The sequence below is a fragment of the Bacillus sp. CZDM1 genome, assembly GCF_055502545.1.
Map to the genome: position 1 here is coordinate 1 of NZ_JBUESO010000025.1, position 20433 is coordinate 20433.

Here is a 20433-nt window from a genome sequence, read left to right on the forward strand (position 1 = left end):
TCGTCGTTGTTAAACATTGTAGCCAAGTAGGATAAAAATGACCCCTTTTCTTTTTACACAATTATACGGACTTAATCGCTTTTCCGTAGGAACTGTACACTTTTCTGCAAAACCTATACACCTTTTTATAGAACCTGTACGCTTTTCCGTAGAACCTGTACACTTTTTTGTAGAACCTGTACGCTTTTCCGTAGAAACTGTACACTTTTCTGCAAAACCTACACGTTTTTATCTCAAATCCATCTTATTTTTTTGAACAAATTCCTTCATATACATCCGTGTTTGTTTTTCAAGCATGTTTGCCATCTGCTCAGTCCAGGTATCCTTCCTTTTTCCACTTGTCCTCTCTACATAATAGTTGGAGATTACTTGATTATAATCTTGCAGCTGCCGTAAATAAATGTCTTGGTCCTGTTCATATTCTTCTTCATGATAGATATGCTCAAAAGGCAGTCTTGGCTTTTGGTCATTTATTTTCTCTGGATAGCCGACCGTCATGCCAAAGAGCGGGATGACCCTGTCTGGAGTTTTTAATAATTCTTTTACATCCTCAAGCTTATTGCGAATTCCACCTATGTAACAAATTCCGAGTCCCATTGATTCCGCAGCGATTGCTGCATTTTGAGCTGCCAGCGTCGCATCGATGAGCGCCACCATAAATTTCTCTGTACTTTCAATCGATGCGAGTACATCTTTCCCTTCCATTTCTCCAATCAATTCATGTCGGCTCAAATCGGCGCAAAACACAAATAGATGGCCATTTTCCGCAACGTATTCCTGGTTTCCTGCTATCTCCGCAAGCTTCCGCTTTTTTTCCTTATCCTTTATGCCAATAATCGAATATGCCTGGATAAAGCTAGATGTAGACGCAGCTTGTGCACAAGCAAGAATGGTTTTAATTTGTTCATCACTTAACTGCTCGTCCTTAAAATGACGGATTGATCGATGATTTAATATAGTAGTAATGACTTCATTCATAACGTACTCCCTTTCTGTGTTTAGCAAAAAGAGGCCTATATTGGCCCCTATTTTAATTGACGATAGTCTTGCTGCCTTAATGCTTCATAGATTAGAATCGCAGCGGTATTGGATAAATTCAAGGAACGAATATTTTCATTCATCGGAATCCTCAGGCTGACATCCTTATTATTTTCAATCACGTCTTTTGGAAGTCCGGTCGTTTCACGGCCAAAAATGAAAAAGTAATCTTTATCGGAATTGCTATAATCGAAGGAACTATAGGGCTTTTCACCAAATTTAGTAATATAGAAAAACTCTCCGCCTTCATTTTTCTGATAAAAATCATCTAGTGAATCATAATAAACAATGTTTACAAACTCCCAATAATCCAATCCCGCTCTTTTTAACATTTTATCATCTGTTGAGAACCCTAATGGACGGATCAAATGTAAGGATGTATCGGTTCCAGCACAGGTTCTTGCGATGTTTCCTGTGTTTGAAGGTATTTGCGGCTGATATAGTACGACATGTATTGCCAAGAATCTCACCTCATAAAAAAAACTCTTTTAACATTATACCATTATCAACCTGCCAAACAAATTTTATCACCCATCGACAATCGTGAAAAATTTATATTTAATATTTGGTGTGTAGGCAGATGAATCTTCATAGGCCCAGTATCTCATACGGCTATTGTACGTATTGGCATTAACAAGCGGCATTCCATAGGCATCCTTAGCTGTGACCATTGTGTTATGATTATAACGGCCGTCCCCTTCGAAATCGTAGCAGATAACATCCCCCAATAACAGTTGATCTGGGCTGCTGACTTCTTTTGCCCGTAAGCCACTCTTCGAATTAGCCAAATACAATCGTAAGGAATGGGCCACTGTCCAGCTGTAACTCCAATTATTACTTCGGACCCACCAGCCTGTTCCTTTGTTCGGATAGCCCCTCATCGGCGCCCCGCCAGCGTGAAGACATTGCGAGATATAATTCGTACAGTTGTTCTCAAACGTCTTATAGGCGGGATTGTAGCTATTCCACCAGCGTTCCGCATATTGAACTGCTTTTAAGCGATTATACTGATAACTTATCCGTTCCACCTGTTCATCCTCTGCTGCGATTTCCAACTCATACTGCTTCGCATAGGGGTTTATTTCTTTATCCATAATCAAATCATTTTTAAAGAACTTGCACATTCGTACTTCGATTTCTTCCTCTTGATATAGCGTTCCTTTTTGTCTAATCAGGTATTGGTAATGAACCTGATAAATCGTGGTTTGAAAATCTCCATCAACGGATTGATTAAGGATGTTCCCCCGAGCCTTCACCTTAACGATATCTGCGGACCGTTTAGCAAAAGACTCCAGCTTTTGTTCGGCCTTTTCATAATTCCCCGGCTGCCTCTTACTCTTTGAAACAAATTGTTCGACTCGTCCTTCAAACAATTCTTGGAGTGATTGATCCACCTTGATCTCCCCCTTCTGTTTCATACATATGTGCAGAAGGGAAATTTAATCAAAAAAAATGAGCAAAGACTGTATGTCCTCGCTCATTTAGTTCTTAAGTTTTAGTAAACTTTTTTCAATCGCACTCTTCACTTCTAAATCGTCTTCCTTTTCTGCTGCTTTTCCCAGTGCCTCAACCGCTTCCGGACTGCCAATTTTCCCTAGAGCCCATGCCGCTGTTTCCTTTAGAACAGTACTGGTTTCATTTTCTAACACATCTAGTAAATCTGGAACGGCACTTTCGTCCTTGAAATGAGCCAGCGCGATGATGGCATTGCGCTGAATCGGCTTTTTGCCTCTCCACGATCCCGCTACGGGACCAAATCTGTTTTTAAATTCACGATTGCTCATTTTTAACATTGGTCGGAGGAGTGGCTTGGCTAACTCGGGGTCAGCCTCCATTTCCTCATGGAAGTGAAAATCCTTCCCTTTATTGACTGGGCAGGACGTTTGACAGGAATCACATCCATACACCCGGTTACCAATCTTATCTATAAATTCTTCAGGAATCACAGTTTTTGTCTGTGTTAAAAAGGCCACGCAGCGCTGAGCATTAATTTGTCCGCCCTGTATCAACGCTCCAGTCGGGCAGGCTTCGATACAAGCTGTACAAGAACCGCATTGATCCTCCATTGGTGTATCAGCTTCAAAAGGAATGCTGGTAATCATTTCGCCTAGATAGACATAGGAGCCAAACTCCGGGGTCATGACCGCACAATTTTTACCGCTCCAGCCAATCCCAGCCCTCACGGCAACCGCACGGTCAGAAAGCTCCCCTGTATCGACCATTGATTTGAGTCGGGCCTCTGGTACTTTTGCTAAAATAAACGCCTCCAGCTTTTTTAACCGGTCTCGTAAAATATGATGATAATCTAATCCCCATGATGCCCGGGAAAAAAAGCCTCTCCGTTCGCCTTTTTTCCCTACAACCCGAACCTTCATTTTTGAAGGATAGGCAAGCGCAATGGAAATGATCGACCGTGGTTCTGGCAGAAGCATGGCTGGGGTCACCCGTTTTTCAATATCAGGCTCTTCAAAGCCTGATTGATACCCAAGCTCCTGCTGGCGAATCAGTCTATTTTTTAACTCAGTAAAAGGGTCTGCCGTGGTAAAACCAATCTTATCAATGCCGATTGTTTTACTATACGCAATGACTTCCTCCTTCAATTGATCAATATTCAATTCGAAACCTCCCTTCTTCTAAAAATAATGTATAGGTAAGCCGCTAATTTCTCGTTCCATATCTCATTATGATAAACTATTTTTATGAAATTTTGGAGGTGGAATCATTGGAAATTCAGCTTTCGTCAGAAATAATCAGCCAGATTCCTAAATTTAAGCTAGGAGTTATTGAATATAAAGATATTACCGTAGGCGATTCCCCACAAATGGTAAAAGGAAGACTGCAGCTTTTTCAAGAATCGATTTACTTTGATTTAGAATATAAAAACCTAACAGAGCTGCCTGGAATTCAGGAATGGCGCAGTATTTTTAAAACTTTTGGCAAAGACCCTAACCGGTATCGCCCTTCTGTAGAGGCTCTATACCGTAGAGTTGAGAAACAGAATTATCTCACCACAGTCCAAAGTGCCATTGATATCAATAACTTTTTCTCCTTGCAATATCAGGTGCCAATTGGTATTTATGACAGCAATCAACTAGAGGGTCCTATCACAATTAAGGTCGCTGAGGCTTGGGAAGAATATTTAGGCCTTAATCGCCGCATGAATTCGTTAGAAAACCTTATCGTCTCAGCAGATAAGCTTGGACCTTTTGGCAGTCCTTTTGTAGATTCCAATAGAGCACCGGTAACGGAAGCAACCAAAAATGCGCTGCAGATCATCTATTTACAGCCTTCAACAGCGGTGAATAATGCGGAAAGGCTGACAGAGTCGTTGATGAAGATGTTCACACAAATTCATGGCGGTGATGCAAGCTATTACATAGTAGGGGGCGACTAACAACGCCTCCTTTTTAAGTAGCAAAAATATAAAAAAACGCAATGCATCGTTCTCAAGTAACGATACACTGCGTTTGGTAATATGTATGGAGCGGGTGATGAGAATCGAACTCACAACATCAGCTTGGAAGGCTGAGGTTTTACCACTAAACTACACCCGCACAAAATAATTATTAACAAAAGTTAAAGAACTTAAACACATTTATTATAATACAAAGTTATTTCCCAATCGTCAAGAGAATTTTGCGTTTTTTGTCGAAAAAAATCATTAAACAATAATATCCAATTTGGTCTTTTTTGATAATGATATGCCAGGGTAACAGTATAAATACCTTTAATTAATATTTTCAGCCTTTTTGATTATGAAGGATTCCAGAAAAGTGCCTGGCACCCTCCAATTTTATGGATGGTGCCAGGCACTTTTTTTGATAATCCTTAACGTCACGAGGAGGCAAAACTCTTCCCGTTTAGATAATAAGCGGACTCCAGGAATGTGCTGAAAGCGACTTCTACCTCTGGAATTCCGAGTGATTGAATATGTTTGGTTATAATGCTCGCAAATTGGTCTTGAATCTCCTGACCGCGTTCGAACCATTTAACTTCAATCAATGGGTATCCTTGCACTTCTTCGCCATCAAACACATAGGTTGATTGGACAATTTCTAAGGTAAAATTGTCAATTCCACATTCACATAAACCCGCCAATCCTAGTACTAATGAAGAACTAATTGTTTTTACCTGATCTACTGAAACTCCTCTAATGATTATATGTGGCATACAAATCCTCCAAGAGCTATTAATTAAATTTTGGCTGTGTTATTTTTCATTGTTGATTTTCGTGCAGGGTTGATCATTCATAGGCGGAGAATTTCCGGCTATTGTAGATAAAGGAACCTTAAGCAGCCTATATAAGCGGAAATATTCCGGTTAACTGCTTTAAATAAGACAAAATCCAATGATTTGGATACCATAAACGGAAAAACTTCCGCTTATTATGAAGGAAATATGGGGATTTCCCAATTTAAACGGAAATTCTCCGCTTATTTTCCAAACACAGTAAAATCAGCATTCAGCTTTAACACAGCCTAAATTTTGAAAGTACTAATCATATTCCATATTGACATAAATTTATCTAATATCCAAATTACTTCCATGTGTTTAAAATAGGAAATAAAAAAACAGACTCTATAAAGAGCCTGTTAGTTTGTTCTTATTATTAAGCTTTACGCACGTTAGCAGCTTGAGCTCCACGTTGACCTTGCTCAACGTCAAAAGTAACTGCTTGACCTTCGTCTAAAGATTTGAAACCTTCGCCTTGGATAGCTGAGAAATGAACGAATACGTCTTCTCCTGCTTCACGCTCGATAAATCCGAAACCTTTTTCTGCGTTAAACCATTTTACTTTACCTTGTTCCATTTTTGTTTCCTCCTGCTGTGTGCTTTGCACACAATGTGTTACTATCCTTGCACTCAGTGATCATCAAGACGAAAAGTTAATCTTATACTATCCTTTACACCGAACAAAAATAATTCTTCTAAAGCTTAACATTTTTCAAAAGTATTTGCAAGAAGACATGGACATCCATTTTTACCAGCTATGAACTTTCACACTTTAATATAATAAAAATAGTGCCAACTTCTCTTAAATAGAAATCAGCACATCGTTTATTCGCTATCGCTATCGTGCCGCTTTTGGCGGTTGGCACACATCACATTTACGTTGGTTATTATTTTTAAATTTTGTTAATGTTTTTTCAAAGTTGCTGCCACATGCACATTTAAATAGTAACTTTTGAGAAAAGCCGTGATATTCCGTCGTTAGCAACTTACTCTCCGAATTGTTTTCAACGAATTCCTTAATTTTTCCAATTGTCCATCGTTTATTCATTCTCTTACCCCTCCATATTTTATCGCAATGCGGAGGCTTTTTTGGCATCCGTTCAAATATCTATATTACTTTATAACCTTGGTTAAATCCATCCTTATACTTTTTATTTGTTTTAAATCTAGAGATATTCCCGTTTTAACTGAGCAGCAATAATATTCTTTTGGATTTCAGAGGTTCCTTCATAAATCTTGGTTATTCTAGCATCCCGATAAAAACGTTCCACAGGGAACTCAGCAATATAACCAATTCCTCCGTGAATCTGCACAGCTTTATCCGCGACACGATTATAAACCTCGGAACCGAGAAGTTTTACCATGGCCGCTTCCTTAATGACCTTCATCTCCTGGTCTACCATCCATGCAACTCTGTAGGTCATGCTTCTTAATGCTTCTATATCAAGAGCCATGTCAGCCAAATAATGTTGAATAATTTGTTGTTCAAAAATCGGTTTACCAAACTGAATTCTTGTATTTGCATGTTGAATAGACATCTCTAAAAGCTTATCCGAAGAACCTAGGTTTCTTGCAGCAAGCCCCGCACGGCCATTGGCAAGAATTTTCAAAGCGTTGACATACCCTTGTCCCTCTTGACCAAGCACATTTTCTACAGGAACTTCACAATCTTCAAAGAAAATTTCTGCAGAATGGGATCCGTGAAGACCCATTTTCTTTTCATTTTTCCCTACTGTGAACCCAGGAAAATCTTTCTCTACGATAAAGGAGGTAATTCCCTTTGCCCCCTTCGATGGATCTGTTACGGCCATAACCGTAAAGACATCCGCGATAGGAGCATTTGTAATGTAATGTTTACTTCCATTTAAGATAAATTTATCTCCTTTTCTTACCGCCGTTGTTTTGAGGTTCGTTGCATGTGAGCCTGCACTAGGTTCTGTCAAAGCAAAGGCACCGATCATTTCCCCTCTTGCCATTGAGGGCAAATATTTTCGCTTTTGTTCTTCATTTCCCATCTCTACGATCCCAACAGAACCGATCCCTGTATGGGCACCGATGACGGTGGTATACCCATTATGTGTTCTGCCTAATTCCTCGTAAATCGCACACTTGCCAACCATTCCAATTCCCGTACCGCCGTATTCTTCCGGGATGCTTAATCCAAACAAGCCCATTTCCTTAGACATTTTCATAATTTTTTCAGGAATTTCATCTTTTTCTTCAATTTCCATTGCAAGCGGTTCTACTTCACTATCAATAAAATCTCGAATACTTTGTTTTAAAACTTTAATATCCTCTGATAATTGAAAATCCATAATCCCCACTTTCCTTCCTACTTTTCTTTCGTTCTCTATTTCTAAATTTTTATACTAAGATGTGAATAATAGAAAAAATTTTTATTCCAACGAAATTTTCACAACATCATCTAGATATTTCATTGCATTATATCCATAAATCTCCAGCTTTTTAGGAATAACTTTTTCTTCAGGATTATTATGGCGTAACTTCGCGCTAATTACTGTTATGAAATGACGGGGCTGCTCAATTTTTTCATAGGATATAGGTTCATTCATATTGTATTCCACCCCGTTTTTATCAACGAGCACTCCTTCAGAATCCATCTCCAATGAAACAATTTCACTTACATCCTCACCCACAACTTGGAAGTTAAGATATTCATATGTCCGATTCTCATGATTACTTATGACAACTTTCGTCGGCTGTCCAACTTCTACCTTGTCGATAGACATTGTACTGCCTGCATATTCAAAGGTTTGAGGATATTCATGTGAAGCATCCAATTCGATGGTTTGTGGGTCTTCAATAGTAAAATAAATCGATTCGAATTGAACATTAATCTCTTTTGGCTTTTCTCCAAAAAGTGACTCAAAGTGTGTTTGCATTGGAATCCAATTTGCCTCATAGGATCCTTCTAAAAAAGAGCTGCTATACCTATCCGCTTTCACTTTTTTATGGTTCACTTCTAAATTATTAAAATTAATAACGTCTAACCGCTTCTCTCGCTGTTCAATATTAACACCAAATTGCAAAACCGTCGCAGTAGGTGCAATGGTTAGTTTATCAAATCGAACCGGGATTCCTTCAACTATCGTTTCTTCATCCAAGGCATATTCGACGGAAGGCTGTTTTGTTACAGGGATCTCGAAGTTCCACTCCCCTGTTTCACTTACCATGCCCCCAGCCACAAAACCATTCTGGTCAGAGGTATCACGAACCAATTTCAGAAGCTTTGTGATCTTTAGTTTGATTGTCCCGTTATCCTCTGTGAGTGGCTGCAGACCTATCTTCCCTTGATACACGTTCTTTTCTTCAATATTTACATCACCTTCAAGGACAGGAGGATAGTACCTTGGATATGCAGAAGTGTTCATGATTTCATAATCGTTCTCCACAAAAACCCCCTCATAAACATCCATGAAATATTGATTGTCTTCTTCTGTATCTTCTATTTCGTAAAAAACAAGCGTCTGAACTTCATCCGCAATCGCACTCTTGATCCTGATTTTCACCCCATTACTTTCGGCTTCAAGGTTCAGACTTTCACCCAGGTCCTGTTGAAGAAAGGCACGCAATTCCTGATCTTCTTCTGTCCATGTATAGTAGGATTTGGAAAACGCACCTGTAAAAAATTCTATTCCTAGTAATATTGCGAATATACCTGCAAATACAAGTCCTTTTCTTAGACGTTTCTTGTTCTTCTGTTGTCTATGCTTTTCCTTTTCTGCCAGTCTATCTTTAATGTTCTCCATGAATCCCGATGGCATATGCAAATCTTCCATTCTATCAGTAAGATTTACCAGGGTTAACATGACATCCTGAAAAGTAGCCAAATCTGCCTGACAATCAGGGCAATGATAAATATGTTTCTCTAAATCAATCTTTTTCGGACGATCCAAGGTTCTTTCTAAGTAATCGATGTAATCCTTTTGATACTCTTTACAGCCATTATAGTTAGATCCTTCCCCCATCCCTTTTCTAAGTGACTGAATTCCGGAAAACAAAAGCTCTTTCATCTTTTCTACTGAAACTTGGAGAAGATGTGCACCTTCTTCCTTAGAGATTCCTTTTACATATGTTAGGACCATCGCATCTTTCTCATCCTCTTTTAATTGATCAAGAGCTTTAAATATATCCTGACGAGTTTCCCCTTCCACTCTATTTAGTAAACTTCTATCAGCAGAAAGATCCCGGCATATATGTATGAAGATGGATGTGACCCACGATTCGAATGATGTTTCTCTTTTAAATCGAGGGAATTCCTTGTGGACTATTAGAATGACCTGGTAAAAAAGCTCTTCCATTTGCTGTTGATTGCCAAGATAGGACCAACCGAGTGTATAGAACGATTGTTTATTCTGATCGAACCAATCAACGATGGATTCCACGCTTTTTATTCCTATCGCAGTGATGGATGTGGGATCTATTTTTGCTGGAATCATAAACGTGTTCCCCCCTTTACATTCTCTTCAAACCTTTTAACGTCTCCTCAATAAGGTTCTATATGCCTTATTCGACAATTTACTTTTATTTCCTCTTATTAATTTCATATAAAGAAGGAACATCTCTTATAAAAGATGTCCCTTCTTATGAAATCAATTTATAAATGTATCTGCCATCCATTTGTAAAATTTTTCTTTCTCTTCAAATTGCGGAAAATCAGCTGATTGTTCAAAAGAAATAAATTCTTTTTGATTGGCTTCAATCTTATCAAAAAAATTTTTCGCTGCATTAGACGAGGTCATATAGTCGTATTTTCCCATAACAAAATTGGTTGGTATTTCGAGTTTTGTTACGATAGTATATGTAAATTTTAAATTCCACTTTTCTGTAATGGTTTTATCTAAGTTGTTAATTGAATTATTTTGGGATTCCATTCATTCTAGAAGACATGCTCATAAATAGGTATCTAACGTATATTGTCGATAACTACCTTTATAGGAGGAATGTGCTTTGTACTACAATAATAGTCCACATTTAAACCATTTCAATAACGGTTGTTACTATGGTACGCAATAGTTTTTTTGATGCCATCCAAGCCCTGTTCGCATAACATAAAAACAGTTACAAAAAAGAAGGGGATAAAGTGAATTCATATAATGGGAATGGCGGGAATGACAATAATCTGGCTAGTATTCTACAATTAATTGGACAATGGTTTACTGTGACAGGAGATACATTAGGTCTTATAGGGCAAGCTATGGCATTTGAACAAGATAAAAATAGTACAATCCAAGCACAAATAGAAAAACAACAACAAGAATTACAGCAACAACAAATGCAACAACTAGAACAAATGCAACAGCAAATAAAAATTTTGCAAGAACAAATAAAAAAGCAAGTCTAATTAATGTTTTAGGCTCCTCTATGCTATATCTGTCTACCAAGATAGTAGTTTGGAGGTATTTGGTCCTCATAGTGACAAAATCGCAATCAAGGGTTCAGGTTCATTTTCTTCTCCTACGCCCATTTCTTTCATGATAATTTGAAGATAGGTATGCTTGTGATTATCGCTCGATCGTATTTTCCGATTATCACCTTGACTTTTATGGATTTTTAGAAATATCGAAGGATAGGTTCCACTTGTAATTTCCTGAACCATTCTCTTCGACAGACCTGGTAATGCAACTCATTTCGCCATGTAAAAAAACACTCACGAATAACGATTTATCAACATTTGTGAGTGTTTTGTAGTTATAAAATAAACTGATTAAAATCAAATGTTACCAGTAGTTGATGTAGAATTCCGTGCTAGACCATTGAGATTCTAAGTTTTTTAGCCAGATTTCACAAAGAAAGGCCATTTATTTCCTAAAATAATGATTTAATTGAATCTACTAGTTGAGGTTGCTTTATAAGGGTGTCTCTTTTCAATAAAGTTTGAAAGCCAAATGTTAGCAGCAAATACAACCAAATAAGTGAAAAAGGATAAATACAATTTCCATCCCGTATATGTAAAAACATGAAATTTCACCGAAATCCATTCTAGAGCGATAGCTACCCCTGCCCAAAAAATAATATAAAAAAGAAGCTTTAAACCCTTGGGTTTATTATGTTGATAGAAGTTTACTACAAAGTAAGAAAGAGTAGGGTATGTTGCAAAATGCAATAATACATCAAATAATTCATGCGATTTATGATCGATCGTATAGTAAAAGTCATATGGTTTTACACTAATGGTTATATCTGCCAATAAAGCCAGAAAGACATTAAATATCCAAATAATATTGATGGTTACGGCAGATAAATGTCTACGTAATTTAAACATTACAGCCCAAGATAAAACTGTGGATATAATAATAAATATTTCATTTGCATCAAATTGCTTAGGAAGAGGTAAAATCATTTAGTCTTCACCTTGTCTCTATTAATAAGTTTTTCAAAATAAAAGAAATAAATAGCCAATAATAAAATAATTAGACTGTATCTCAAACATGAATAAAATACATTCCAATTTACCCATTCCAAATATTCAATTTGAACGAAATAGATTTCAATAGAAATAAGTGCGGTTAAGAATATGAAGAGCTGAATAAGTTTAGTGAAAATTGACTTGCTAGAAAACAACATATAAATTAACCACAAAAGTAAGGCTGGCTTAAGTGTTAACTCAGGAATTTTTTGTGTCCATAAAATTAATTCGCTTGAGGGATCTTGCTTTGTTAATTTTAAATTTAAGTTAATGATTACACCTGTATTTGTAATAAGAATATTAGATAAAAAATAATAGACCAAGACGCTAGTGACGTTCTTTTTTTTTATCAAAATATACAAGGAAATTATAGAAAAAATTGCTAATAGTAGAAAAAGCCACAATGTTTTCATGTTAGCCACCTTCTGTACTTATATGTACAGTATTTTATACATAAAGTGATTTTTTATTAGTGGATTAACAGTAATTTAATTGAGGATCATATATCAGACAGGTTAGCTGAACAGTTATCCGTTGAAATCACTAGTGTTCCCCAGTTCAAAATCCAAGGTTAGATTTCTGCTCTTACTCGATTCCTATGAATATACCCTTTATTTTTTACTAGATTATTAGCTTTATTATTTTCAGAATTTTCCGCAAAAACGTGATTTATTTAACGGTAAAGATTTTTATTTTCTCTTAATGTAAAGGGGAGTCTTTTTTTCTCATACTTGTTAAGTCATAAATTTGAATTCTAACAAGGGGGTTTGGTTTATGTATCAACAGGCATCCTGGATGATCACTTTACTTTTTTGTGTTTTTATCATTCTTATCTTTGCCACCGTATTGTTGAAGTCAGGAAAAAGAGTCGATTATGGAGAAGTTCAAAAAAAGGGGTATTTTATTCGAAGTGTCTGGTTTGTCGTTGTATTTGCAGTGATGTTGGCAGCCACTTATTTTACCCTTCAGGATCTTCCCTTCGAAAGGGCTGAGGCAGAAGAAACTCCTGTCGATGTTCAGGTAACAGCATTACAGTTCGGATTTGATGTATCTTTAGACACTTTGAAGGTTGGGGATTATGTTGCTTTTCATGTAACCAGTAAAGATGTGAATCATGGTTTCGGTTTATATGACGACCAATTGAATATTGTTGCTCAAACCCAAGCGATGCCTGAATACACAAACACTGTGTATTATAAATTCACTAAGCCCGGAACCTACACCATTCTGTGTATGGAGTATTGCGGAATGGCCCATCATCTTATGAAACGTGAGATTACCGTTACGAACTAATGGAATATTGGGGGAATTCTGATGACGAATACGTTACATGTAGCAATAGATTCTAAAACGAAAAGGGCCGTTGTTTTTCCACTGAGCTTTAGCGGTTCTATCTTACTATTAATGATGATTTTTGGCGTCGTAATGCTTCTTGGACAAGGAAAACTGATTGAACTGAATCCAGGCATGTTCTATAAAATAATGACGATTCATGGTACTGGAATGATTGGAGTTTCTGCTTTAGCTGGGTCTTGTATCATTTGGTATTTTCTTAAACAGTATGTTCCTCTTAATACAGCGGTTTTTCGTTTGAATGTTTTCTTATTTCTAGTCGGCGTGGCCATGGTGTTAGTGGGAATATTTGCTTATGACTTTGCAGGTGCCTGGACATTTCTATACCCCCTTCCTGCCCTCTCTGGAGGAATGTGGGGGAAAACAGCTGCTGCGCTATATCTTGGCGGAATGCTTGTGATCGGAACTGGATTTTTGATCCTTCTTTTAGAAGCAGCCCGCGCGATCATTAAGCAATATGGAAGCCTAGCAACAGCGCTAGGGTGGCCGCAAATACTTGGGAAAGAAAAAGGCTTCGGTCCTCCTCCTACAGTTGTAGCGAGTACAATGGTTTGCATTGTCGATATTATTGCCTTAATTACTGGCGCTGCCATCCTTTCTATGAGCTTGATAAACGTCTTTGTACCGAGTTTTACCATTGATCCGCTACTTGCGAAAAACTTAACGTATGCCTTTGGACATGTTTTTGCCAATTCGACTATTTACATGGGGGTCATCGTGGTCTATGAATTACTTCCGAGATACACGGGGCGTCCATGGAAGTCCAATAAAATCTTTTTACTCGCTTGGAATATGTCCACACTATTTACCTTGATTGTTTACCCTCACCATTTGCTCATGGACTTTGTTATGCCGAAGTGGATGATAGTCATGGGCCAAGTGCTTTCCTATATGAATGGACTGCCTGTTTTAGTGGTAACGGCATTTGGAGCATTGATGATTGTCTACCGTTCTGGGATTAAGTGGGACGTTGCCTCAAGCTTTCTATACCTCTCCATGTTTGGCTGGGTCATAGGCGTTGTCCCGGCCATTATCGATGCAACAATCGTTATTAATCATGTGATGCACAATACGAAATGGGTCCCTGGACATTTTCATATGTACATGGGCTTAGGCGCATGTGCGATGATTTTAGGATTCATGTATTATCTGACAAGAATGGAAGGCGGACGAATCGATAATAAGCTAGACTATCTAACCTTATGGCTCTATATACTTGCGTTCCTTGGATTAACGGGATCCTTCTTATTCTCTGGAAAGTCTAGTGCCCCTAGGCGCTGGGCTGAGCATTTCCCGGAATGGATTCCTGCAGATGTAGTTGCTGCATGGTTTGGAATAGGTGTAACCGTAACCTTCCTTCTGTTTCTCGTTCGATTTATAAACTATTCCAGTAATATTGGTTCGAATAAGACGAAAACAGATGATATGGGGTCTTCTACACATGTATAAGAAAAGTATTACTATGATGATTGGAATTATCATACTTGGGACGGGGGGGTTATTTTACAGCACCGATCATTTTCAAGCTTTTACTGCCGAACAAGCCCGAAGGATAGATGTATTATCCCATACACCCACCGTTCCAAATGTAACGCTTGAGGATAGTATGAGCCAAACCTTTACCTTTGCTGATTTTCGTGGAAAATACATTTTAGCTACTTATATTTACACAAGCTGCGGAGATGTATGTCCGGTAGTGGAAATGAACTTTCAACGCATTTATTCCCAGCTGCCTCAGAACATTTTAGGTGAACAACTACAGCTGTTAAGTATTAGCTTCGACACGAGAAGAGATACTCCCCATCACTTAGAACATCACCAAGAAATGTATCAAGCTGATGGCATCAATTGGAGAATGGTCCGTGTTCCCGATCAACAGGAGTTAGATTTATTATTAGAGCAATCCGGTGTCATTGTTATCCCAGTTAAGAATGAGTTTGAACATAATGCCGCCTTTTATTTAATTAATCCTGAGGGTCAATTAATTAAAATATTTGATTATGATTCTCCCAATCAAGTTGTTAATGAACTTAAACAAATCCTTTCTTTTTAAAGGAGAATCCGAATGAAAAGAATGTTTATAAGCTTGGGAATGGTTTTGGTTTTAAGTATACCGCCAATAAGACATGGTTTAGAAGAATCGATGATTGGACAAATGCTTATCCAAATTCCTTTGCTAGCTTTGGCTGGCTATATTCTTGGAATCGGACTAAGAAAGCGTATGTCCTCCCTTTTGTTCAGGTACAATCATTATGGTATTCCTGGGTTACTAATTGTTTTTTTTGCTAACATTTATTGGATCCTGCCGCGGTCGATCGATGCGGCTCTGAATAGTGCCCTTTTTGAAACGATAAAGTTTATAACTATCCCTTTATTGATTGGTTTTCCACTTGCCTTAAGCTGGAGAAGTCTTCATTTAACGGTCAAAGGGTTTGTTTGGGCGAATGTGATTTCGATGTCTTTCGTAATGGGGTGGTTTTACGCTAATTCACCGATCCGTCTCTGCAATAATTATTTAACAGAGCAGCAGTTCCAATTGGGAAATTCATTTATGCTCATTTCTGCATTTTTACTAATCTCATTTTTTTGCAAATTCTTTTTCATCGGAATAAAAAATAGCTAGTAGCCCTTATCTTTTAAACATCGCCGCTACCCTAACATTCTTTTAAATTTCTGAATCGGAGCGGTCTCTGTTAATGATCTCGGCTTACTTACAAACATAAATGGAGTGATCTGCTTGGACTATGTTAAACCTGGGAAGTTGGTGGAGGATGTTGCATTAACAGGTGCCTATAAATCGTCCCTATCTATTAAAGAGTTATTAATAAAGGGAGGGCTGGCTGGTGCATATTTAGGATTTGCAACAACCCTTGCCTTTACGGCTGCGACGGAAACAAAACTGGGAATTGTCGGTGCTTTTGTATTTCCAGTTGGATTTGTCCTTATTTTACTGTTAGGACTTGAACTGGTGACGGGAAATTTTGCAATGCTGCCACTTGCGAGGTTAAGGGGATTAATTTCTAGTAAGAACGTGTTTTATAACTTCTTTTGGGCATTTATTGGAAATCTATTGGGCAGTTTATTTTATGGAATCTTATTTTATATTACTGTAACGAAGCTTGGGCATGTGACGGAAGGAGCCATGATTGAAAAAATCATTGCCGTAGCGGAAGGAAAAACAATCGCCTATAAAAGCCTAGGCAGTGATGGAATGATCCTGTCCGTAACAAAAGCAATCTTATGTAACTGGATGGTTACCTTAGGCGCCTTTATGGCCTTTGTTTCCAACTCTGTTATCGGAAAAATCGCTGCCATGTGGCTTCCGGTATTTATATTTTTCGCGCACGGCTTTGAGCATGCCGTGGTAAATATGTTTGTTTTGCCAACCGCGATCCTCATGGGGGCAGATATCACGATTGCCGACTGGTGGGTTTGGAATCAAATCCCGGTAACCATTGGAAACTTTATCGGCGGTTTTATCTTTACCGGATTAGCCTTGCATTTGGTCAACAAAAACATGAGTATGACAGAAAACAATCCTAGCATTGTTACTAATACCCAGGTAGCTAATAAATCAGGCGCGTAGATTGATAAAGAGTATATCTTCAAATAGAGGATATACTCTTTTTTACATTTAACCACTAATATATTCTTTTATGAAAACTTCTATTCGTTACCGCCAACCTCCTTTTTCTGCCTGAACAGGCATGATTAGCCTCTATTCGTTACCGCTAACCTCTTTTTTCAACCCGAACGGGCACGATTAGCCTCTATTCGTTACCGTTAACCTCTTTTTTCATCCTGAACGGGCACGATTAGCCCCCAACTATACACTCCAAGAACCTTTTTCCTATCCCTATAAAAATTAGTTCACAAAATGTTCATAATTACCTTTTTCTCCTGAGGTAATTTTGGAAAAAATGGTAATACGGAACATGGGGATGTTTTCGTAATAAGCTACTTTTAAGGAGGGGTGAGCGTGACAATAAAGCGCTTAGCTTTGTTAACCATTTTGCTTACATATTTATTAATTGTCTTTGGGGGCTATGTGGCTTCCTCAAAGTCCGGGATGGGCTGTGGACCTGAATGGCCGTTATGTAATGGTGAAATTATTCCAGCTCTACATGGAGAAACGTTGATTGAATTCACACATCGAGTGATTGGGGCTATTCTAGGAATCGTTTCTTTTGTGCTGTTCACCAAAATTCTGCGTACTGAAGTAAATCCTTCGGTTCGTGCAGTTGGATACTGGATGCTTGTTTTGCTTATCATTCAGGTGCTTTTAGGTGCAATCGTTGTGTTAAAAGATTTGCCCACAAGTATCATAGCGAGTCACTTAATTATAGCCATGATTTTTCTAGCAAGTCTCATCTGGATCTGGCGGCGGGCAGAAGTGAAGGCGGACAATCAGACGTATCCGTCCGATCGTTCTGACCAACAAAAAAGGATAAAACGACACTTCAATATCGTCCTTGTTCTTTTACTATTGATTTTTGGATTTGGGGCATATGTGAAGCATGAATCATTGGGAATGATATGTGGTTCTTTTCGGTGTGGAAATTCATTTCTACCCATGACAGGTCCGGAAATCATACAAACCATTCATAGAGGCTTAGCATTCATTTCAGCATTGTACATCTTCTTTCTTGTATTTTGGTCTTTTAAAAAGGGCTGGGAAGGGAAACTTCAGAATCGGCTTATTTTTTCAGCTATAACGGTTCTCATTCAAGTCGTATTGGGAATCCTGACGATCATTTCGTCTATTGAACTCTCATGGGCAATGATTCACCTTGCAGCAGGCACCCTCTTGTTCGCCTTTGTAGCTGAGACACGGGTATATGTTGGCAGTGCTGCCTTCTTGAAAACGAAGCTAAGCATTATAACTAGCGATTCCATTCCTAACAAAACAGATGTTTAGAAATTATGAGTATATCTAAACCGTGGTAAACCATGGGGTAATTATGGTAAACACCGACCAAAAAAACCGGCAGAACCGTCCCCCTGGTTCCGATTATATCTTCTAGAAAGGGGTATTTTTTTGAATTTTCCACAATTAAAAATAGGCCATATGATGCCAAAGGTACCAATCATGCAAGGCGGTATGGGTGTAGGTATTTCCTTAAGCGGGCTCGCATCAGCTGTTGCAAACGCCGGTGGAATTGGAATCATTTCAGGAACTGGGATAACAATCGATGAAATGAGATTACATATAAGGAAGGCGAAAGAAGCCATGAAGGATTCCGGCTATATTGGGGTAAACGTCCTTTTTGCCATGAACGACTTTGCTGAAAAAATGAAAGCTGCCATTGAAGAAAAGGTTGATTTCATCATTTCAGGTGCTGGAATTTCAAGAGATATGTATGCTTGGGGCAGAGAAGCCGACATACCCGTCATCTCAATCGTGTCTTCAGCAAAGCTTGCTAAGTTGTCAGAACGCCTTGGTGCTTCTGCCGTTGTTGTAGAAGGCCATGAAGCCGGTGGACACCTTGGGACCGAAAGACCATTATTCGATATATTGCCGGAAGTTGTTACAGCAGTTAAGATTCCAGTTATTGCTGCTGGAGGAATCATGACCGGAGAAGATCTTGCGCGCGCCATAAGTATAGGTGCCTCCGGAGTACAGATGGGAACGAGGTTCGTGGCTAGTGAAGAGTGTGATGCACCGTTATCATTTAAAGAAAAATATATTCATTGTGGACAGGAGGATACTATTTTAGTAAAAACAACTGTTGGTCTTCAGGGGCGTGCGATTAAGAACCAATTCACTGAACTTATTGCCGATGATAAAAAGGTGAAAATTAAGAAGTGTATGGATTGCCTAAAAAATTGTTCTTATCGTTTTTGCACGCTAGATTCTTTGATTACATCTATGAATGGTGATTGCGAGAATGGTTTAGTTTTTGCAGGTGCACGAGTGCATGAAATCAAAGAAATCCTGCCAGTTAAAACAATCATCAACAACATTATGAAAGAATATAAAGCTTGTATGTAATTTTGACTAAGGTACCTGACCGTATAACTTAAACACCATTCGGTCAGGTACCTATTTATTATATAAAGACTCATCTCTTATGATAAAGTTCAACGTGATGCATCAAAATGAGGTTAACGTATGGACAGATTTAGTAGTTTGAATATTCGATCTAAAAATATATTAATAAAATATATTGACTCGCCATTTCCCTCGTGATAGATTATTTTTTAATAAATAAAATCTATGACGAGAAAGAGTAAGAAAAGAATCTGTTCAGGAAGAGAGTCGGCGTTTGGTGGAAGCCGATGGACAATCTTATCTGAAAATCATCTCCGAGATGCAAGGCTGAAATCAGTAAGCTTTGACGGATTTCCACCGTTAAGATGGAGCACGTATGTAGTACGTTGACTAAAGAGCCGAATTGTTTCTATTATGGAACTTACGGAATATGGGTGGTAACGCGAGCACAAACTCGTCCCAATTTTGGGGCGGGTTTTTTTATGCAAAAAAATTAATACTATACTTTATCAAGGGGGTTAATGGATTTGAAAAATTTAATTGTGATTATAGGTTCATTGGTGGTGGCTTTTGCCTTTAATTTCTTTCTAGTTCCTTATGGAATCTTGAGCAGCGGTATAAGCGGTATTGCTATTTTAATTGGGTTAGTCACTCCATTTGATATTGGCTTAATGAATCTGCTGCTTAATTTACCCTTACTGATCTTAGGTTACTATAAACTTGGGAAAATGATTACGCTCAATACCCTAATTTGTGTTGTATCACTCTCTGTTTTCTTATATCTGTTGCCCACAGATCCTGTTACGGACAATATATTACTCTCAACTATTTTTGGAGGGATCATTGGAGGCCTTGGTGTAGGCATCATTTTAAAGTCCTCCGGAACCTCTGGTGGTTTAGATATCATTGCGATTATTCTTTCGCGAACAAGTAATGTTAGTGTTGGTCTTCTTCTTACTGGTATGAACGGCCTCATCGTTCTAATTTCTGGAGCTGCTTTCAGTTGGAATATCGCCTTATACACGCTTTTGTCTATCTATTTAACCGGTAAGATGATTGATACTATTCACACGGATCATATTAAATTGACCATGCAGATTGTTACTTCAAAAGGTGAGTTAATACGAAAGGAATTATTGGAATCAATCTATCGAGGGATTACAATTATGGAAGGTTATGGCGGTTACTCCCAAGAGAAAAAACAGATTATCATGATGGTCGTTACACGCTACGAAACGACACAAATAAAAAAAATTGTCCGAAAACATGATGAAAATGCATTTATAAATATATTTGAGACGGTTGAAGTTGACGGTGTATTTGCTAAAAATTAGGAGGGTTACGTTATATATAAGGAGTATATCTTCCAAAGAGGATAATACTCCTT

21 protein-coding genes, 1 tRNA gene, 1 pseudogene and 1 other annotated feature are annotated in these 20433 nt (G+C 38.2%); of the genes and pseudogenes, 10 read left to right on the forward strand and 13 right to left on the reverse strand.

Translation table 11 applies throughout. The features are described 5' to 3' along the window. Positions 1 to 228: 228 nt before the first annotated feature. The 4 genes from nfsA to queG form a co-directional block, all read right to left on the reverse strand. On the reverse strand, positions 229 to 978 hold the full coding sequence (gene nfsA / locus ACY3XC_RS27745; protein ID WP_464871412.1) for an oxygen-insensitive NADPH nitroreductase: 750 nt from the start codon (positions 976 to 978) through the stop codon (positions 229 to 231). 47 nt (positions 979 to 1025) lie between these two features. Further along, positions 1026 to 1499 (reverse strand): tRNA (uridine(34)/cytosine(34)/5-carboxymethylaminomethyluridine(34)-2'-O)-methyltransferase TrmL, encoded by a 474-nt coding sequence (gene trmL, locus ACY3XC_RS27750; RefSeq protein WP_464871413.1) that lies wholly within the window; start codon positions 1497 to 1499, stop codon positions 1026 to 1028. Between the two features lie 66 nt (positions 1500 to 1565). After that, the gene (locus ACY3XC_RS27755; RefSeq protein WP_464871414.1) at positions 1566 to 2432 is read right to left on the reverse strand and encodes an amidase domain-containing protein; all 867 of its coding nucleotides are present in this window, start codon (positions 2430 to 2432) and stop codon (positions 1566 to 1568) included. Positions 2433 to 2519: 87 nt separating this feature from the next. Beyond that, a complete protein-coding gene (gene queG, locus ACY3XC_RS27760; protein ID WP_464871415.1) occupies positions 2520 to 3653 on the reverse strand; it encodes a tRNA epoxyqueuosine(34) reductase QueG in 1134 nt (377 codons plus the stop codon). 107 nt (positions 3654 to 3760) lie between these two features. Here queG and ACY3XC_RS27765 point away from each other — a divergent pair, with 107 nt between their 5' ends. Beyond that, the gene (locus ACY3XC_RS27765) at positions 3761 to 4432 is read left to right on the forward strand and encodes a B3/B4 domain-containing protein (protein WP_464871416.1); all 672 of its coding nucleotides are present in this window, start codon (positions 3761 to 3763) and stop codon (positions 4430 to 4432) included. 86 nt (positions 4433 to 4518) lie between these two features. Here the strand turns inward: ACY3XC_RS27765 and ACY3XC_RS27770 are convergent. The 7 genes and pseudogenes from ACY3XC_RS27770 to ACY3XC_RS27800 all read right to left on the reverse strand — a co-directional run. After that, positions 4519 to 4592 (reverse strand) — tRNA-Gly (locus ACY3XC_RS27770). A gap of 280 nt (positions 4593 to 4872) precedes the next feature. After that, complete coding sequence (locus tag ACY3XC_RS27775) at positions 4873 to 5208, reverse strand: DUF1904 family protein (protein WP_464871417.1); 336 nt, start codon at positions 5206 to 5208, stop codon at positions 4873 to 4875. Positions 5209 to 5647: 439 nt separating this feature from the next. Next, entirely contained in the window at positions 5648 to 5848 is a 201-nt protein-coding gene (locus ACY3XC_RS27780; RefSeq protein ID WP_066052309.1) for a cold-shock protein, read from the reverse strand. Between the two features lie 261 nt (positions 5849 to 6109). Next, positions 6110 to 6319, reverse strand: coding sequence for a hypothetical protein (locus tag ACY3XC_RS27785; RefSeq protein WP_179161085.1), 210 nt, complete (start codon positions 6317 to 6319; stop codon positions 6110 to 6112). Positions 6320 to 6437: 118 nt separating this feature from the next. Next, positions 6438 to 7586 (reverse strand): acyl-CoA dehydrogenase family protein, encoded by a 1149-nt coding sequence (locus ACY3XC_RS27790; protein ID WP_464871418.1) that lies wholly within the window; start codon positions 7584 to 7586, stop codon positions 6438 to 6440. Between the two features lie 81 nt (positions 7587 to 7667). Beyond that, positions 7668 to 9731, reverse strand: a complete 2064-nt coding sequence (locus tag ACY3XC_RS27795) for a sigma-70 family RNA polymerase sigma factor (protein ID WP_464871419.1) — start codon at positions 9729 to 9731, stop codon at positions 7668 to 7670. A 153-nt stretch (positions 9732 to 9884) separates the two neighbouring features. Then, positions 9885 to 10091, reverse strand: a pseudogene (locus tag ACY3XC_RS27800) (alpha/beta hydrolase); the annotation flags it as partial. Between the two features lie 284 nt (positions 10092 to 10375). On the opposite strand from ACY3XC_RS27800, the gene ACY3XC_RS27805 reads away from it, so the two are divergent. Further along, on the forward strand, positions 10376 to 10636 hold the full coding sequence (locus ACY3XC_RS27805; RefSeq protein WP_464871420.1) for a hypothetical protein: 261 nt from the start codon (positions 10376 to 10378) through the stop codon (positions 10634 to 10636). A gap of 66 nt (positions 10637 to 10702) precedes the next feature. Here the strand turns inward: ACY3XC_RS27805 and ACY3XC_RS27810 are convergent, their stop codons facing one another. Together ACY3XC_RS27810 and ACY3XC_RS27815 are read right to left on the reverse strand one after the other, a co-directional pair. Continuing rightward, positions 10703 to 10891, reverse strand: a complete 189-nt coding sequence (locus ACY3XC_RS27810; protein ID WP_464871421.1) for a hypothetical protein — start codon at positions 10889 to 10891, stop codon at positions 10703 to 10705. Positions 10892 to 11113: 222 nt separating this feature from the next. Then, positions 11114 to 11635 (reverse strand): hypothetical protein, encoded by a 522-nt coding sequence (locus tag ACY3XC_RS27815; RefSeq protein ID WP_464871422.1) that lies wholly within the window; start codon positions 11633 to 11635, stop codon positions 11114 to 11116. 840 nt (positions 11636 to 12475) lie between these two features. Here ACY3XC_RS27815 and ACY3XC_RS27820 point away from each other — a divergent pair. From ACY3XC_RS27820 to ACY3XC_RS27855, 8 genes are all read left to right on the forward strand, one after another. After that, a complete protein-coding gene (locus ACY3XC_RS27820) occupies positions 12476 to 12994 on the forward strand; it encodes a cupredoxin domain-containing protein (RefSeq protein ID WP_464871423.1) in 519 nt (172 codons plus the stop codon). A 21-nt stretch (positions 12995 to 13015) separates the two neighbouring features. Beyond that, positions 13016 to 14503 (forward strand): cbb3-type cytochrome c oxidase subunit I, encoded by a 1488-nt coding sequence (locus tag ACY3XC_RS27825; RefSeq protein ID WP_464871424.1) that lies wholly within the window; start codon positions 13016 to 13018, stop codon positions 14501 to 14503. Then, positions 14496 to 15107, forward strand: coding sequence for an SCO family protein (locus tag ACY3XC_RS27830; RefSeq protein WP_464871425.1), 612 nt, complete (start codon positions 14496 to 14498; stop codon positions 15105 to 15107). Before ACY3XC_RS27825 ends, ACY3XC_RS27830 begins: the two co-directional genes overlap by 8 nt. Before the next feature lie 12 nt (positions 15108 to 15119). After that, positions 15120 to 15677 carry a hypothetical protein gene (locus ACY3XC_RS27835; protein WP_464871426.1) on the forward strand — a complete coding sequence of 186 codons (558 nt, stop codon included), beginning with the start codon at positions 15120 to 15122 and terminating at the stop codon, positions 15675 to 15677. 114 nt (positions 15678 to 15791) lie between these two features. Beyond that, positions 15792 to 16640 carry a formate/nitrite transporter family protein gene (locus ACY3XC_RS27840; RefSeq protein ID WP_464871427.1) on the forward strand — a complete coding sequence of 283 codons (849 nt, stop codon included), beginning with the start codon at positions 15792 to 15794 and terminating at the stop codon, positions 16638 to 16640. 393 nt (positions 16641 to 17033) lie between these two features. Next, entirely contained in the window at positions 17034 to 17972 is a 939-nt protein-coding gene (locus ACY3XC_RS27845; RefSeq protein WP_464871428.1) for a COX15/CtaA family protein, read from the forward strand. A 150-nt stretch (positions 17973 to 18122) separates the two neighbouring features. Continuing rightward, entirely contained in the window at positions 18123 to 19046 is a 924-nt protein-coding gene (locus ACY3XC_RS27850) for an NAD(P)H-dependent flavin oxidoreductase (protein ID WP_464871435.1), read from the forward strand. 216 nt (positions 19047 to 19262) lie between these two features. Beyond that, positions 19263 to 19511: a binding site (T-box leader), on the forward strand. A gap of 56 nt (positions 19512 to 19567) precedes the next feature. Then, positions 19568 to 20380: a YitT family protein gene (locus ACY3XC_RS27855; protein WP_179161073.1), complete on the forward strand. Its 813-nt coding sequence runs from the start codon at positions 19568 to 19570 to the stop codon at positions 20378 to 20380. The last annotated feature ends 53 nt before the right edge of the window (positions 20381 to 20433 follow it).

Bases quoted from the DNA above. Each gene is read 5' to 3' on its own strand.
- nfsA (WP_464871412.1), bottom strand. From the start codon at position 978: ATGAATGAAGTCATTACTACTATATTAAATCATCGATCAATCCGTCAT.
- ACY3XC_RS27775 (WP_464871417.1), bottom strand. From the start codon at position 5,208: ATGCCACATATAATCATTAGAGGAGTTTCAGTAGATCAGGTAAAAACA.
- ACY3XC_RS27780 (WP_066052309.1), bottom strand. From the start codon at position 5,848: ATGGAACAAGGTAAAGTAAAATGGTTTAACGCAGAAAAAGGTTTCGGA.
- ACY3XC_RS27785 (WP_179161085.1), bottom strand. From the start codon at position 6,319: ATGAATAAACGATGGACAATTGGAAAAATTAAGGAATTCGTTGAAAAC.
- ACY3XC_RS27790 (WP_464871418.1), bottom strand. From the start codon at position 7,586: ATGGATTTTCAATTATCAGAGGATATTAAAGTTTTAAAACAAAGTATT.
- ACY3XC_RS27795 (WP_464871419.1), bottom strand. From the start codon at position 9,731: ATGATTCCAGCAAAAATAGATCCCACATCCATCACTGCGATAGGAATA.
- ACY3XC_RS27810 (WP_464871421.1), bottom strand. From the start codon at position 10,891: ATGGTTCAGGAAATTACAAGTGGAACCTATCCTTCGATATTTCTAAAA.
- ACY3XC_RS27815 (WP_464871422.1), bottom strand. From the start codon at position 11,635: ATGATTTTACCTCTTCCTAAGCAATTTGATGCAAATGAAATATTTATT.
- ACY3XC_RS27820 (WP_464871423.1), top strand. From the start codon at position 12,476: ATGTATCAACAGGCATCCTGGATGATCACTTTACTTTTTTGTGTTTTT.
- ACY3XC_RS27825 (WP_464871424.1), top strand. From the start codon at position 13,016: ATGACGAATACGTTACATGTAGCAATAGATTCTAAAACGAAAAGGGCC.
- ACY3XC_RS27830 (WP_464871425.1), top strand. From the start codon at position 14,496: ATGTATAAGAAAAGTATTACTATGATGATTGGAATTATCATACTTGGG.
- ACY3XC_RS27835 (WP_464871426.1), top strand. From the start codon at position 15,120: ATGAAAAGAATGTTTATAAGCTTGGGAATGGTTTTGGTTTTAAGTATA.
- ACY3XC_RS27850 (WP_464871435.1), top strand. From the start codon at position 18,123: ATGATGCCAAAGGTACCAATCATGCAAGGCGGTATGGGTGTAGGTATT.
- ACY3XC_RS27855 (WP_179161073.1), top strand. From the start codon at position 19,568: ATGGATTTGAAAAATTTAATTGTGATTATAGGTTCATTGGTGGTGGCT.